Origin of the sequence: Duncaniella sp. (genome assembly GCF_029054785.1) — a bacterium.
GTDB lineage: Bacteria > Bacteroidota > Bacteroidia > Bacteroidales > Muribaculaceae > Duncaniella.
The window spans coordinates 23,388-38,354 of record NZ_JAIDEN010000147.1; the positions used below are offsets into that span (position 1 = coordinate 23,388).

Annotated in this window: 11 protein-coding genes; 5 read left to right on the top strand and 6 right to left on the bottom strand. The window is 51.9% G+C overall.

The annotated features are described in order from the left end of the window. Positions 1 to 103: 103 nt before the first annotated feature. Both K2H17_RS09225 and pta read right to left on the bottom strand, forming a co-directional pair. Positions 104 to 1,306, bottom strand: a complete 1,203-nt coding sequence (locus K2H17_RS09225) for an acetate kinase (RefSeq protein WP_300133996.1) — start codon at positions 1,304 to 1,306, stop codon at positions 104 to 106. A gap of 29 nt (positions 1,307 to 1,335) precedes the next feature. Beyond that, the gene (pta, locus tag K2H17_RS09230; protein WP_300133997.1) at positions 1,336 to 2,352 is read right to left on the bottom strand and encodes a phosphate acetyltransferase; all 1,017 of its coding nucleotides are present in this window, start codon (positions 2,350 to 2,352) and stop codon (positions 1,336 to 1,338) included. Positions 2,353 to 2,599: 247 nt separating this feature from the next. On the opposite strand from pta, the gene K2H17_RS09235 reads away from it, so the two are divergent. Next, positions 2,600 to 4,531 (top strand): OmpA family protein, encoded by a 1,932-nt coding sequence (locus tag K2H17_RS09235; RefSeq protein ID WP_363319935.1) that lies wholly within the window; start codon positions 2,600 to 2,602, stop codon positions 4,529 to 4,531. A 129-nt stretch (positions 4,532 to 4,660) separates the two neighbouring features. Next, positions 4,661 to 6,460, top strand: a complete 1,800-nt coding sequence (gene typA, locus K2H17_RS09240) for a translational GTPase TypA (RefSeq protein ID WP_300134000.1) — start codon at positions 4,661 to 4,663, stop codon at positions 6,458 to 6,460. 42 nt (positions 6,461 to 6,502) lie between these two features. Here typA and K2H17_RS09245 read toward each other — a convergent pair whose 3' ends face one another. The 4 genes from K2H17_RS09245 to K2H17_RS09260 form a co-directional block, all read right to left on the bottom strand. Continuing rightward, entirely contained in the window at positions 6,503 to 7,300 is a 798-nt protein-coding gene (locus tag K2H17_RS09245; RefSeq protein WP_300134002.1) for an ABC transporter ATP-binding protein, read from the bottom strand. An 86-nt stretch (positions 7,301 to 7,386) separates the two neighbouring features. Beyond that, the gene (locus tag K2H17_RS09250; RefSeq protein WP_300134004.1) at positions 7,387 to 8,178 is read right to left on the bottom strand and encodes a DNA/RNA non-specific endonuclease; all 792 of its coding nucleotides are present in this window, start codon (positions 8,176 to 8,178) and stop codon (positions 7,387 to 7,389) included. 93 nt (positions 8,179 to 8,271) lie between these two features. Then, positions 8,272 to 9,405: a DegT/DnrJ/EryC1/StrS family aminotransferase gene (locus K2H17_RS09255; RefSeq protein WP_300134006.1), complete on the bottom strand. Its 1,134-nt coding sequence runs from the start codon at positions 9,403 to 9,405 to the stop codon at positions 8,272 to 8,274. Next, positions 9,402 to 9,827, bottom strand: a complete 426-nt coding sequence (locus K2H17_RS09260) for an FdtA/QdtA family cupin domain-containing protein (protein WP_300134007.1) — start codon at positions 9,825 to 9,827, stop codon at positions 9,402 to 9,404. Before K2H17_RS09260 ends, K2H17_RS09255 begins: the two co-directional genes overlap by 4 nt. Positions 9,828 to 10,005: 178 nt before the next feature. Here K2H17_RS09260 and K2H17_RS09265 point away from each other — a divergent pair, with 178 nt between their 5' ends. The 3 genes from K2H17_RS09265 (at position 10,006) to K2H17_RS09275 (ending at position 14,829) form a co-directional block, all read left to right on the top strand. Beyond that, positions 10,006 to 12,165 carry an elongation factor G gene (locus K2H17_RS09265; RefSeq protein WP_300134009.1) on the top strand — a complete coding sequence of 720 codons (2,160 nt, stop codon included), beginning with the start codon at positions 10,006 to 10,008 and terminating at the stop codon, positions 12,163 to 12,165. Positions 12,166 to 12,276: 111 nt separating this feature from the next. After that, complete coding sequence (mnmE, locus tag K2H17_RS09270) at positions 12,277 to 13,683, top strand: tRNA uridine-5-carboxymethylaminomethyl(34) synthesis GTPase MnmE (protein WP_300134011.1); 1,407 nt, start codon at positions 12,277 to 12,279, stop codon at positions 13,681 to 13,683. Between the two features lie 258 nt (positions 13,684 to 13,941). Next, positions 13,942 to 14,829, top strand: coding sequence for a helix-turn-helix domain-containing protein (locus K2H17_RS09275; RefSeq protein ID WP_300134013.1), 888 nt, complete (start codon positions 13,942 to 13,944; stop codon positions 14,827 to 14,829). Positions 14,830 to 14,967 lie beyond the last annotated feature (138 nt).

A 14,967-nucleotide genomic window follows, 5' to 3' on the forward strand; every position in this document is an offset into this window, starting at 1 on the left:
CTTTTCGTATGAAGTATAAATAGTTAATTAGATTCCACGCCTGGTATATCCCATTAGAGACGGGCTATATCCGGGCGTGGAATCAAGTTCGGATTTTACAGGATCATTTCTTGGAAACAATCGCTTCAGTGTCGCGGGCAATCATCAGTTCCTCGTCAGTCGGGATGACAACCACTTTCACCTTCGATGCAGGAGTCGATATGACAGCTTCCTTGCCGCGGAGACCGGAATTCAGTTCCTTGTCAAGCTCTACGCCCATGAATTTCAAAGGCTCGCAGACTGACTCGCGGAGAGAAGTCTGGTTTTCACCGACTCCACCGGTGAAGACGATGATGTCTACACCACCCATCTCAGCTGCATAAGCGCCGATGTATTTGAGGATGCGCTGCTCGTACATGTCAAGGCCGAGGATAGCACGTTCATTACCGGCATTGACTGCGTCTTCGATTTCACGCATGTCGCTTGAAATGCCGGTTGTGCCAAGCATACCACTTTCCTTGTTGATGATCTTCTGGAGATCAGTGGCAGAAAGGTTATGTTTGAGCATGATGTAGACAAGAGCTCCCGGATCGATGTCACCTACGCGGGTACCCATCATGAGACCTTCTGTCGGGGTGAGACCCATCGAGGTATCAACGCTCTTACCTCCGTCGACAGCAGTGATTGAACCGCCGTTTCCGACATGGCAGGTGATGATCTTCTGATCCTTGATGTCAACACCGAGGAACTCGCAGACGCGCTGTGAAACATAACGGTGGCTTGTGCCGTGGAAACCGTAACGACGGACACCGTCTTCCTCATAGTACTTGTAAGGCAGTGCGTAGAGGAACGATTTTGCGGGCATTGTCTGATGGAATGCTGTATCAAAAACTGCCACCTGGGGTTTGCCGGGCATGAGAGTGGTGATCGCATCGATACCGGTCATGTTGGCGGGATTGTGAAGAGGAGCGATGTCGTAGCACTGCTTGATCATGTCCTTAACCTCATCGTTGATTAGCACGCTCTCGCTGAACTTCTCAGCACCGTGGACCACGCGGTGGCCGACAGCGTCGATTTCGTCATAAGACTTGATGCAACCCTCGGCAGAATCTGTCAGAAGATTCAGGATGGCCTGCACAGCACCGTTGTGGTCAACAAGACCGAGTTCGATGATGGCTTTCGAACCGTTGTTTTTCTTATATTTCAGGAAACCGTCGTTAAGGCCGATTTTCTCAACGCCACCCTCGGCAAGCACACTGTTGTCAGCGGTGTCGATAAGCTTGTATTTCACAGAACTGCTGCCGCAGTTTAATACTAAGATTTTCATTCTTAAAAAGCTGTTATAAAAGGAGATGATTAGTTGTTTTCCTTAAGACCGATTGCCTGGTTGCAGGTGATGATGATGGTCTTGTAAATGTCTTCGGGATAGCAGCCGCGAGAAAGGTCGTTGACCGGAGCGGCGAGACCCTGAAGAACGGGACCGACAGCCTGAACACCACCAAGACGCTGCACGAGCTTGTAAGCGATGTTGCCTACTTCGAGCGAGGGGAACACCAGAACATTGGCACGTCCGGAAAGCGGGCTGTTGGGAGCCTTGCTGTTTGCTACGCCCGGCACGAGAGCGGCATCAGCCTGAAGTTCGCCGTCAAGCATGAGCGAGGGTTCCATTTCATGAGCGATCTTTGTAGCCTCGATGACTTTGTCGACACGCTCGCTCTTGGCACTGCCCTTGGTAGAGAAGCTGAGAATAGCGACACGGGGTTCGATGCCGGCGATGTCACGCGCGGTCTTGCCTGCCGACACAGCGATCTGAGCGAGCTGGGCAGCATCGGGTTCGGGAACAACAGCACAGTCGGCGAAGATGAGCAGACCGTTTGTTCCGTAAGGAGAATCTTCGGGTAGAACCATTACAAACGCACCGGAAACCACGTCGATGCCGGGCATTGTCTTGATCACCTGGAATGCAGCACGAAGCACATTTCCGGTTGTGTTGAGCGCACCTGCCACCTGGCCGTCTGCGTCACCGGCCTTCACCATAAGGCAGCCGAGATAAAGAGGATTGGCGGAAGTCATGCGGGCTTCTTCCATTGAGATGCCCTTTTTCTTGCGCAGGTCAAAGTAGAGAGGAGCATATTTGTCAATCACTTTCTCATCGGCAGGATTGACGATTGTAGCGCGACCGATGTTATCAAGCTTAAGATCCTTGGCCATAGTCATGATTTCAGCCGGATCACCGATCAGGATAATATCAGCGATGCCATCGGCGATAATGCGGTCAGCAGCTGTGAGTGTACGGGGTTCAGTGCCTTCAGGAAGGACAATGCGTTGACGCTTCGCTTTGGCGTTTGCGGTAAGTTTTTCAAAAAGACCCATAGGTATGTGATTTAATATTAAAGATTTTTTGACAATTATAATTTGTCAGAATGTGCTCAGGCTTATAAGTCGGGCCATGCTGAATCATCGCACAAAGATACAATGATTTCGCCGCTTTTCCAAAATAAAATATTCCTCAGATTTCCGCGTTAAATTATCAGAAGTATGTCGAACAGATATAAAACCATCATCATTCATGACCACAAGTCGACCTCACCTTATTATATATACAATCATATACACATTTTTGGCTGCATTAGTGCTGAACAGCTGTTCCGGCGCAAAAATGAGTGTGGCCGACGAACAGCTTGCCCGTGGCGAATACTTCGACGCACAAAAGACCTACCGCAAGGTCTACAACAAGCTCAACCCACGCGAGCAACGGGCACAGCGGGCCGAGGTCGCCGCGAAAATGGGAGAATGTTACCGCCGGCTTGGCCAGGATGCCCGCGCGGCGGCGGCCTATCAGAACGCCTTGCGTTACGGCTATCCGGATTCCTCGCTGCTTCTCTGTCTTGCCTCCGCCCAGCACGGCCAGGGCAACTACACCCAGGCCATCAAAAGCTATGAGGACTACCTGCGGCTCTACCCAAACGACAACACTGCCCGGCAAGGGCTTCTCGGTGCCCGCAAAGGAGCCGAACTGAAGCGCAACAAGACACGCCACGTCGTGAGAAACGCCAAACTTTTCAACTCACGCCGTGCGGATTTCTCACCGATGTTCAACGGCGAGACTCTCTACTTCACAACCACCAACGAAAAAGTCACCGGTTCGAACCGCAGCGAAATCACCGGCATGAAGCGCAGCGACATCTGGATGGTGCGCAAAAACGAACGCGGCGACTGGCAAAGGCCTGAAGCGGTAGAAGGCGAACTCAACACCGAATGGGACGAAGGAATCATATCGTTTTCTCCTGACGGTTCCACGATGTATCTCACACGCTCCATACGCACACCTGAAAAAGACACCGGAGTCGACATCTACACCTCGCGCCGCACTGATGCCAAATGGAGTGCGCCGGTGAAACTCGACATCACAAACGACACCCTCTCCAGCTACGGTCATCCGGCAGTCAGCCCCTCAGGCGAGTATCTCTATTTCACCTCCGACATGCCCGGCCACGGCGGGAAAGACATCTGGCGGATCAATCTCAACGAACGGGCCGGAAGTCTTGAAAATCTCGGCGATGCGATCAATACCCCCGGCGATGAAGTGTTTCCCTACATGCTGACAGACTCCATAATGTATTTTTCATCTGACGGCCACCCCGGCATGGGCGGACTTGACATATTCCGTGCGACACTGACACCCTCCGGCGGATGGCTGGTAGAAAACATGGGCTCGCCGATCAACTCCGAAGGTGATGACTTCGGCATCACTTTCGCCAATCCCGGCAAAGAGGCCGGATATTTCAGTTCGAACCGCGGCGACGGACGCGGATATGACCATCTGTATTCCTTCGAACTCCCTGATCTGAAAATCCAGATCAGCGGCTGGGTGCTTGACCGCGACGAGGAACCGGTGCCTAACGCAGTCATCCGCATCGTGGGCAACGACGGATCAAACCAAAAAGCCGTCGCAAAGAATGACGGATCGTTTTCTTTCCCCCTGCAACGCGGCGTCAGCTATGTGATGCTTGCAGGAGCCAAAGGCTATCTCAACGCAAAGCAGGAATTCACATCCGACACGGCGGAAGAGGATGCGGACTACGGCATTGATTTCATCCTGGCCTCAATCTCCAAGCCGAATATAGTAGAAAACATCTTCTATGACTTTGACAAAGCGACACTGCGTCCGGAGTCAAAAGGCGCGCTTGACAGCCTGGTCCAGATGCTGCGCGACAATCCGAACATCACGATAGAAATGGCATCGCACACCGACCGCTGGGGATCAGACGAGTATAATATCCGCCTTTCCGAACGGCGAGCCAAAAGCGTGGTCGACTATCTCATCAGCGCCGGAATCCCGGCAGAGCGTCTGCAATATCAGGGTTATGGCAAATCACGCCCGAAGAAAATCACCCGACGCCTTGCCCGCGAGTTCCCTCAGTTTGAAGAAGGCCAGGCACTTGACGCAGCCTTTATCGAAAGTCTGCCGGAGGAAGAGCAGGAAATTGCCGATCAGATCAACCGACGGACTGAATTCCAGGTGCTCTCGGTCGATTATCAGATGTACTGACCACACCATCAGGGCCTACCCGTAGCCTGTAAACTCCGATTTTTAGCCTCTGCACTCCGATTTTTAGCGCAACACTACTGATATTCGCGAAAATAGTTGTAACTTTGCACCCTGAAAAATTTTTGGAAAATGCAGAAGATTAGAAATATTGCCATTATCGCCCATGTGGACCACGGCAAAACCACGCTCGTAGACAAAATGTTACTGGCCGGCAAACTGTTTCGCGACAACCAATCGACCGGCGAACTCATCCTTGACAACAATGACCTTGAACGCGAGCGAGGGATAACAATCCTCTCCAAAAACGTTTCCATCAACTACAACGACTACAAGATCAACATCATTGACACTCCGGGACACGCCGACTTCGGCGGCGAGGTTGAACGAGTGCTCAACATGGCCGACGGCTGCCTCCTGCTTGTCGATGCTTTCGAAGGACCGATGCCTCAGACCCGCTTCGTGCTTCAGAAAGCCATTCAGATGGGCCTCAAGCCCGTTGTTGTGATCAACAAAGTCGACAAACCCAACTGCCGCCCTGACGAAGTTCAGGAAATGGTGTTCGACCTGATGTGCAACCTCGACGCAAGCGAGGACCAGCTTGATTTCCCGACTGTCTACGGCTCGGCAAAACAGGGTTGGATGAGCACAGACTATACTCAGCCGACAGACAACATCACAGCAGTCCTCGACGCCATCATCAAATACATTCCGGAACCGGAAGTCATCGAAGGCGACGCCCAGATGCTGATCACCTCTCTTGATTTCAGCAGCTATGTCGGACGAATCGCCATCGGCAGGGTTCACCGCGGAGAACTCCGCGAGGGTCAGGACATCGCTCTCTGCAAGAAAGACGGCACCATCGTGCGTCAGCGCATCAAAGAGCTCCACACATTCGAAGGCATGGGCCGCAAAAAAGTCCAGTCGGTCAAGAGCGGTGACATCTGCGCGCTCGTAGGCATCGAGGGATTCGAAATCGGTGACACTGTCGCCGACATCAACAATCCGGAAGCCCTCCCCCGCATTGCGATCGACGAGCCGACAATGTCAATGACATTCACCATCAACGACAGTCCGTTTTTCGGCAAAGACGGCAAATATGTCACTTCACGCCACATTCATGACCGCCTCACCAAGGAGCTTGACCGCAATCTCGCCCTCCGTGTGACCAAAGCCGATCATGAGGACACCTGGACAGTGTTCGGTCGCGGTGTGCTCCATCTTTCGGTGCTCATCGAGACCATGCGCCGCGAAGGCTTCGAGCTTCAGGTCGGACAGCCTCAGGTCATCATCCGTGAAATCGACGGCCAGAAATGCGAGCCGATCGAAATGCTGACAATCAACGTTCCGGAAGAATACTCGTCAAAAATCATCGACATGGTGACACGCCGCAAGGGCGAAATGGTCTCGATGATGACTCAGAACGACCGCATCCATATCGAATTCCTCATCCCCTCACGCGGCATCATCGGTCTGCGCAACAATGTGCTGACCGCATCTGCCGGCGAGGCCATCATGGCCCACCGCTTCCATGAATACCAGCCCTGGAAGGGAGACATCGAACGCCGCACAAACGGCTCACTCATCGCAATGGAAAGCGGAACCGCCTACGCCTACGCGATCGACAAACTTCAGGACCGCGGCCGATTCTTCATCTTCCCTCAGGAAGAAGTGTATGCCGGACAGGTTGTCGGTGAGAACGCCAAGGACAACGACATTGTGGTCAACGTCACAAAATCCAAGAAGCTCACCAATATGCGCGCAAGCGGTGCCGACGACAAAGCCCGTATCATCCCCCCGGTAGTCTTCTCGCTTGAAGAGGCTCTTGAATATATCAAGGAGGATGAATATGTCGAAGTGACCCCCCACCATCTCCGTCTGCGCAAAATCATCCTTGATGAAATCGAGCGCAAACGCGCCAACAAATCTTAAAAAGGTTGTTTAACAGCGCTCCATCCTAACGGAGGGGGGCTGTCAATCCTGAACACGGATACGGAAGTAGCCGGTCGCAGGATCATAACAGACACCTTCACGGTCAAAATACACCCCAAGACTGCCGTTCGCGGCCAGTTCGCGGGGTGTTCCCGTTTTAAGGCCATGCTGTCTGTCAAGAAGCCATGCGCGGTCTGCGATCTGAAGCGCGATTTCAAGATCGTGGGTCGAAATGAACACCGTGGTCTGCCTCAGGCGCGAAAGCGAACGCAACAGGCGCATGATCTCAACTTTGCTCGGAAAGTCAAGAAATGCCGTAGGTTCATCGAGGAAGATCACAGGAGTCTCCTGAGCAAGTGCCTTGGCGATCATCACCTTCTGCCGCTCTCCGTCGCTGAGAGAAGCCACAGTGCGACCGCAGAGATGTCCGATCCCGACAAGGCGGACTGCATCTTCGACAATGGATCTGTCATCATCTGACAGACGTCCCCAGAAACCGGTGTAAGGGCTGCGTCCCATCGCAACGAGCTGCTCGACTTTCATATTCCCCAATGAAAGTTTTTCGGTGAGCACAACGCCTACGGTCTTTGACAGCGCCTGCGGAGTGTAGTCTTCCAGGGAGCGTCCGTCGATCCTTACCGCTCCTGAAAGAGCGGGCAACGCACCTGAAAGAGTTTTCAGCAAAGTGGATTTGCCGGCACCGTTCGGACCGAGCAGACAAGTCAGCTCCCCTTGCCTGAGAGCAGCGTCCAGCGGTCCTGAGATAGCCACAGATCCTTCTTTGGTCCGATAGCCTGTCACAAGATTTTCCAGGCTGACAGAAGTCATTGTCTTATCCATTAGTCAAGATTTTAACCACAGCACAAAGTTAGCATACCGACATGCCTAAATTAGTGCGATAATGCGGAAAGCCGCTATTTTTTTCATCACCGCTTGCGATGTGTGCTCCAATAATGGAAATTGCACTGGCTTTCTATCTCATTTTCAATCTCGTCAGGGAGCGAGGAGAAAAAGTCATGTCCGGTCAGGGCCTCAATCGAGTCGATTGTCACAGCACATGCCTGCATGCCGCCCTTGACCTTCTCATTGGGCATGATGAACCCGATCCCTCTCGCCGGCACAGAATATGGCGAGATGATGGCTTTGAAGAACCTGCGCGGGACATAGACCCGCGAGTCGCCGATATATTCGATCGGATTGCCGTCAATGACAGGTCCGCAGACAATATAAATCGCGCTGTCGGCTTCAGCCCACTGCCGGCATTTCTCTTCAAGCCCCTTCCATGATCCGGCATTAAGACTTTTGGCCTGAGGGCATATATTGGTCAGAAAAAAAGTCTCCGCCATAGCCTCGGCACTCCATTTCATGTCTCCGGCTGGAGCCATGTGGCCGCGGTCATATCCCGAATAGCTGTAATCCCAGGTATCGGCACAGCCTTCCACATCGGGATCAGATGAAAACTTGTTGGTTCGCGAGGCCGCACCGTCAGTCTCGTCAGCTGTCAGTTCCCAGGCAACCCAGTTGGGGATATGATACTGCGGGTTGAAAGAAAGATCCATTCCCCGGTAACTCTTGAAGACCGACGGAGTGCCAGGCTTGGTCTTCACATCAAGAAGATTTCCATAGGAGGATGTGTGGCAACTCAGCTCTGCCCCACCCGCCTCCTGGCCGTTAAGATGCGATGCCAAATAGCCGCAGCCTATTATAAGAAAAGCCACAACAGCCGTTTGCCAAATATTTCGTTTTGCTTTTTTCTTCGTTTTTCGCTTTGCCATAGTAAAAAGTCACTCAGAGAATGATTAACAACATCTTTACAATTCTATCTCATTAATTATCCGGGCTATCTCGGCGGCTGCGGCTACGGTGGTGCCGGTCGCTATCGGCAGACTCAGGATCTCGCCTGCGAGACGCTCTGTCACCGGAAGCGGACCATGTGACAGTTCGGAATAGCATGGCTGGCAATGCGGGGGGACTGCATAATGAATGTCTGTGCCGACTCCGCATTCCGCCAACTTCTGACGCAGAAGATCTCGCTTGCCGTCTGCAACCCGGACCACATATTGATGCCAGACATTATCTGTGACTTCCGTTGACATATACGGCAATATGATGTCCGGACGAGAGATTGTCCGCTGATAAGCCAGCGCACGGGCAAAGCGGTCGGCATTTTCCCGGCTCAGATAAGGCAGTTTCACCCGCAAAAAAGCCGCCTGCAAAGGGTCAAGACGACAGTTGAAGCCTTGGTAGATATTGTGATAACGGCTTTCAGTGCCATAGTTGGCCAGAGCACGGACTGTTTTTGCCAGTTCGGCATCGTGGGTCACAACAGCACCGCCATCACCCAGGGCGCCGACATTCTTTGTGGGGTAAAAACTGATTCCGGCGGCATCGCCAAGTGCTCCTGCATGAGGTGAATCATGCAGCCCGACGGCGAGAGTCCTGGCCCCTAAGGCCTGCGCACAGTCTTCGATTATCTTAAGTCCATGCTCACGGGCGCAATCGACCAGCGATGAATCCCAGGCCACACGTCCGTAGAGATGCACCGTCATGATCCCACGTGTGCGCGGAGTGATGGCCGAGGCAAGCAAGGCGGTGTCAAGATTCATGGTTTTCTCATCCACATCAACCGCCACTGGGGTCAGGCCGGCATCACTGATTGCCAGAACAGACGCTATATATGTGTTGGCCGGATAAATGATTTCGTCACCCTTACGGAACACACCCATCTCGCAATAGGCCCTTAGAATAAGCCTCAGCGCATCGAGGCCGTTGCTGACTCCGATGACACAAGGTGCGCCAAGCATCTCTCCGAGCATGGATTCAAATGCCTCGACTTCGGGACCGCCTATATAGCGTCCGCTGCGGATGACGCGCTCAGCCGCCTCTATAAGCTCGCCGGTGTATGGTTCATTGACCGATCCGAGGTCCAAAAACGGATGTTTCATAGGTTCTCTCCTCTCTGTCGGGCTGCCATGCGCTTGAATTCCTCATAATCGCGGATATATTCATCGGGATCATAAAGGATTGATGTCATCACCACACACACACTGCCTGAAGCAAAATTATCCAACGTGCGCCAATAGCCCGGCGGAATGTACAGTCCCTCATACGGACGGTTGAGCGTATAGGTCATCCAGGTGTCTCCGTCAAAGAGATTGACATTGAAACATCCGTTGACGGCAACGAGCAGCGATTTCGCTTCTTTATGGGAATGGCCGCCGCGAGCTTCGCCCGCCGGGACATCGTAGGTCCAGTAGCAACGGGCGATCTCAAAGGGAATCTGGTCATTGTCCTGCACGAAAGTCAGACTTCCGCGAGGATCATATATGCGCGGCAGAGGGATGATACAGGGTTTGGTAATATCCATAAATATAGGTTGGTCTAAGGATACGCAAAGATAGCAATATTATGGTGACGGAATGGCATCACGACAATAAAAATCGGCTGTATGTTGTAAAACACATTTTTTTGCGGGCCGAAAACGAAAATTTATTACTATTTTGCGGACGTTTTCTTCTTACCTAAAACTAAAACCTAAATAAAATATGAAGGTCTATCAAACAAACGAGATTAAAAACATTGCCTTGCTTGGTAGCAAAGGCTCAGGTAAAACCACACTCGCCGAAGCTATGCTCTACGAGTGTGGAGTTATAAAACGCCGCGGCACCATTGAAGGGAAAAACACTGTAAGTGATTCGTTTCCGGTTGAGAAAGAATATGGTTACAGCGTGTTCTCGACAGTTTTTTATGCAGAATTCCTTGGGAAGAAACTTAATGTGATAGACTGTCCCGGCGCAGACGATTTTGTCGGAAATGCGATCACCGCCCTTAATGTGACCGATACGGGTGTCATCCTGATCAACTCGCAATATGGAGTCGAGGTCGGAACCCAGAACATATTCCGCACCACTCAATCATTGAAAAAGCCCGTTATCTTCGCTCTCAACCAGCTCGACGGCGACAAGGCCGACTATGAGAATGTAATGGAGCAGATGCGCGAACATTTCGGCAACAAGATCGTGGCCATCCAGTATCCCCTCCAGTGCGGCGCAGGGTTCAATGCCATGATTGACGTGCTGCTGATGAAAAAATATTCATGGGGACCCGACGGCGGCACCCCGACCATTGAGGATATTCCGGCAGAAGAAATGGAGAAAGCCAAAGAACTCCATCAGGCGCTCGTTGAAGCCGCTGCCGAGAATGACGAGACTCTCATGGAAAAATTCTTCGACCAGGGCCACCTGACAGAAGACGAGATGCGCGAGGGTATCCGAAAAGGCCTGATCGACCGCTCGATCTATCCGGTGTTCTGCGTAAGCGCGGCCAAGGACATGGGTGTCCGCCGTATGATGGAATTCCTCGGCAATGTGGTGCCCTTCGTTGAAGATATGCCGGCTCCTGAAACATCTGAAGGTGTCGAAGTCAAGCCCGACAGCAACGGTCCTCTCTCGCTATATTTCTTCAAGACAACCGTAGAGCCTCACATCGGCGAAGTCAGCTACTTCAAGGTAATGTCCGGCACTCTCACACCCGGAGTCGATCTCGAAAATGTCACCCGCGGCTCACGCGAAAGAATAGCCCAGATCTATTGTGTCTGCGGCAGCATCAAGACTCAGGTCGACAAACTCTGCGCCGGTGATATCGGCGCTACCGTCAAACTGAAAGATGTCCGCACAGGCAACACCCTTGACGGCAAGGACTGCGATTACAGCTTTGATTTCATCCGCTTCCCCGAACCGAAATACCGCCGTGCGATCCGTCCGGTGACCGAGAGTGATTCTGAAAAACTCATGGGAATCCTCACCCGTATGCACGAAGAAGACCCGACGTGGGTAATCGAGCAGTCAAAAGAACTGAAACAGATAATCCTGTCAGGACAGGGAGAATTCCACCTGCGCACACTGAAATGGCGCGTGGAAAACAACGACAAACTGCCGATCATCTTTGACGAACCGCGCATCCCCTACCGCGAAACCATCACCAAAGCCGCACGTGCTGACTACCGCCACAAGAAACAGTCGGGTGGCGCAGGCCAGTTTGGCGAAGTGCATCTGATCATTGAACCATATACCGAAGGCATGCCTGCACCCGACACTTATAAGTTCGGCAATCAGGAATACAAGATGAGCGTCCGCGACACCCAGGAACTGCCGCTGGCATGGGGCGGCAAGCTCGTGGTCCACAACTGTATCGTCGGCGGTGCTATTGACGCCCGCTTCATCCCGGCAATCGTCAAAGGTCTGATGGACCGTATGGAACAAGGACCGCTGACAGGAAGCTATGCCCGCGACGTGAGAGTATGCATCTATGACGGCAAAATGCACCCAGTTGATTCAAACGAAATCTCATTCCGTCTGGCAGGCCGCAACGCTTTCAGCGAAGCATTCCGCAACGCCAATCCCAAAGTGCTTGAACCGGTCTACGACGTTGAGGTCATGGTACCCGGCGATGTGATGGGCGATGTAATGAGCGACCTTCAGGGCCGTCGTGCGATCATAATGGGTATGTCAAGCGACAATGGTTTTGAAAAGATCTCTGCCAGAGTGCCTCTGAAAGAAATGTCGTCGTACTCCACCGCATTGTCATCAATCACCGGCGGACGCTCGGCATTCACAATGAAATTTGCATCCTATGAGCTTGTTCCGGCTGATGTTCAGGAAAAACTCCTGAAAGAATATGCCGAAAAAGCACAATCAGAAGATTAGTAGATCCATCGAGCATTCTTCTACCTTAATATCTTCCACCGCAGGCTATCGCGACTCTCCACCGCGATAGCCTGTTTTGCATGTTGGGAATAAATTACTAATTTTGCATATATGTACCAGTATTTAGATTCCGACACTATCTGCGCCATCTCTACCGCACCGGGCAGAGGAGGCATTGCCGTGGTTCGCGTCAGCGGCCCTGAGGCCGTCGGCATTGTCGACAGGATATGGCAAGGGAAAAAACTCTGCGAGGCAGGCTCCCACACCGCACATTTAGGCACCATCATAGATCCGGCGAATCCAGACGAACCTCTTGACACCGGAGTTGCAACCGTGTTTCGCGGTCCACGGTCATTTACCGGAGAAGACGTTGTCGAAATCTCGGTCCACGGATCTGTCTGGATACAGCGCGAGCTGATCAACCTGCTGATTCGGACCGGTTGCCGCCTTGCCCAGCCAGGCGAATATACCCGCAGGGCCTTTGCCAATGGAAAACTTGACCTCGCACAGGCTGAAGCCGTGGCCGACGTGATCGCATCCTCATCACGCAGCGCCCATCGCCTTGCCGCCTCCCAGATGAGAGGCGATTTCTCAAAACGAATCGGATCTATCAGGGAGAAACTGATTGAAATAGCCTCCCTGCTGGAACTGGAATTAGACTTTTCGGAGGAAGACGTTGAGTTCGCATCACGCCGACACTTGGCGGAACTGACCCAGGAACTTCATGGCAACATCAGCCGCCTGGCTGCGACATTCTCGACCGGAAGCGCCCTGAAAGACGGCATCCCGGTAGCCATTGTAGGCGAACCAAACGCAGGAAAATCCACTCTGCTCAACGCCCTGCTCAACGAATCACGGGCAATCGTCAGCGATATTCCCGGAACCACACGAGACACGATCGAGGACACGATTGAAATCAACGGTGTGCTCTACCGCTTCATCGACACTGCCGGACTGCGCAAGACAAAAGACCATGTCGAAAATCTTGGTATCGAACGCTCCTACGAGGCTATCAACCGCGCCCGGATTGTTATCTGGCTGACAACTCCTGATATCTCCTCCGATAAACTCTCTGAGCTTCACTCGGAGATCACAAAGCATCTTGCAGAGGGCACCGCACTGCTCACAGTGCTCAACAAAACCGACCTGCTTGACCCGGCTGCAAACAGCCCTACTCTCTGCGCAGAATCACACATTGCCCCCACAGAGCCGATAAAAATCTCGGCTGCGACCGGTCACAACCTTGATCAGCTCACCCAGGCGCTGCATGCACATTCAGGCGTTGACACATCCTCAGAAACCGATCTGATTGTAACCAATGCACGTCACTATGAAGCCCTCACCCACGCCGCCGAATCGTTGCAAAGGGTCCTTGACGGCCTTCAGGCCAACCTCTCCGGCGACTTCATAGCCCAGGATCTCCGCGAAACCATCCACCACCTCTCCGCCATCACCGGCACCATCACCACCACCGACCTCCTCACCTCCATCTTCGAAAACTTCTGCATCGGAAAGTGACTATATAGTTAGAAACGATTACAAAATAGCATAATCTATTAGTATGGCACTCTTTACGGGGTGCCATTTTTGTTGCCGCATTTCTCGGTTTTAACCGTTTCTGCTCGATTTTACGCCCATTTTTGTATCCCGATTGTATCTCGTTACTCAATCGGGGCTAACCTGTCAGAGAGGCAGTAGAGGGTTTAGACATCCTTAGACACCAATAGACGCGGTTAGACACTTTTAACAGAAAATTAACAGAAATAACAACGTAAAATGAGCAGTACAATCGAAATCACCAAGACCTGTGAATGGTGTGGCAGCACGTTCATAGCAAGAAAATGTACGACACGTTATTGCTGTAAAAGATGCGCCGAACACTCCTACAAGGATGCGAAGCGCAAACAGCATGTCGAGCGTGAACAAGCCAAGGCATCAATGCCTCAAATGAGCGATGACAAACGCCTATTCATAACTCCGGTTCAATGTGCCAGACTTCTCGGAGTATGTAGGGCTTCAATCTACAATTATCTCGCCGCTAATTCTATCCCTTGTTTCCAGTTCAAGGGAAAAACTCTTATCAGCAGAAATAGCCTTGATTCTCTTTTCGATGGTTCACATCTTTATCAGTTACGTCCGGCAAAGGAGAAGCAACCTATAACGGAGTTCTATACCACAAAAGAGGTGCTGGAGAAATTCGGCATCAGTAATTCGTGGCTATTCAAGGCGACGAAAGAAAACAACTTCCCAAAGATAACCCAACGAGGAAAAACTCTGTGGAGCAAGCCGCACATCGAGCGGTTCTTTGCCAAGTCTGCCCCGAAAGAAGAAATTACCGAATGGTACACGGCAGCGGAGATTCAGGAGCGTTATGGTATGACGCTCTCGGCAATCTACAATCTTGTCTCAAAAGAGAGAATCCCGAAAATGAAAGTTGGTTGCGAGGCCCGCTATTCGAAATGGCATTTCGACAAGGCGAAAGGTGTTGCTGTCAATGAGCCGGAGTACTATACGATTCCGGAAGCTATGGAAAAATACAGCATGACACGCGACCAGATTTATCATTATGTAAAGACCTACGGCATAAGCAAAATCAAAGTCGGAAGAATCGTCAAAATATCAAAGCAAGAGCTTGATAATCTGTTTGCTCCACCCAAGATTTGACGCGGTGGAACTACGGTGGATTATCGGTGGGAATTACCCTTAACCGGGTGTCTGAGTCCACCATTTGAACACTACCTACCTTCGCATCAAATCTCTAAATCAAACGCGTATGAATACATGCACCAAAGTTTTCCTTCG

Coding starts and splice junctions, on each gene's coding strand:
- K2H17_RS09225 (WP_300133996.1), bottom strand. CDS start 1,306: ATGAAAATCTTAGTATTAAACTGCGGCAGCAGTTCTGTGAAATACAAG.
- pta (WP_300133997.1), bottom strand. CDS start 2,352: ATGGGTCTTTTTGAAAAACTTACCGCAAACGCCAAAGCGAAGCGTCAA.
- typA (WP_300134000.1), top strand. CDS start 4,661: ATGCAGAAGATTAGAAATATTGCCATTATCGCCCATGTGGACCACGGC.
- K2H17_RS09245 (WP_300134002.1), bottom strand. CDS start 7,300: ATGGATAAGACAATGACTTCTGTCAGCCTGGAAAATCTTGTGACAGGC.
- K2H17_RS09255 (WP_300134006.1), bottom strand. CDS start 9,405: ATGAAACATCCGTTTTTGGACCTCGGATCGGTCAATGAACCATACACC.
- K2H17_RS09260 (WP_300134007.1), bottom strand. CDS start 9,827: ATGGATATTACCAAACCCTGTATCATCCCTCTGCCGCGCATATATGAT.
- K2H17_RS09265 (WP_300134009.1), top strand. CDS start 10,006: ATGAAGGTCTATCAAACAAACGAGATTAAAAACATTGCCTTGCTTGGT.
- mnmE (WP_300134011.1), top strand. CDS start 12,277: ATGTACCAGTATTTAGATTCCGACACTATCTGCGCCATCTCTACCGCA.
- K2H17_RS09275 (WP_300134013.1), top strand. CDS start 13,942: ATGAGCAGTACAATCGAAATCACCAAGACCTGTGAATGGTGTGGCAGC.